This window comes from Brevundimonas sp. Soil_N_31 (assembly GCF_057655995.1).
Genome location: NZ_JBDGLE010000032.1, coordinates 1 through 460, shown reverse-complemented (window position 1 = coordinate 460; position 460 = coordinate 1). Strand labels below are relative to the sequence as shown.

Sequence of the window (460 nt, the reverse complement as noted above, 5' to 3'; positions counted from 1 at the left end):
TAGGTGCCGTCCGGATTGACCACGACCGTGCCGTTCGACGGATCGGTCGCCTTGACATACTCAAGGGTGCCACCGCTCGTCGTGCTGTCATTGCCCGCGACCGTGCCGTTCACCGGCGTATCTTCGTCGGTCGTGATGGCGTCATCGGCGGCCACCAGATCGATCACCGGATTGACCGTGATCTCCACCGTCTGTGTCAGGCTCTCGCCCGAGGCCGGATCGGTCACCGTATAGGTGAAGCTGTCCGTGCCGTTGAAGTTGGCGTTCGGCGTATAGGTATAGGTGCCGTCCGGATTGACCACGACCGTGCCGTTCGACGGATCGGTCGCCTTGACATACTCAAGGGTGCCACCGCTCGTCGTGCTGTCATTGCCCGCGACCGTGCCGTTCACCGGCGTATCTTCGTCGGTCGTGATGGCGTCATCGGCGGCCACCAGATCGATCACCGGATTGACCGTGA

Annotated in this window: 1 protein-coding gene; it reads right to left on the bottom strand. The window is 62.4% G+C overall.

The features are described from left to right. Positions 1 to 460, bottom strand: a 460-nt coding sequence (locus tag AC3A3G_RS16375) for an Ig-like domain-containing protein (protein WP_487488739.1), incomplete at both ends; no start/stop codon positions are given.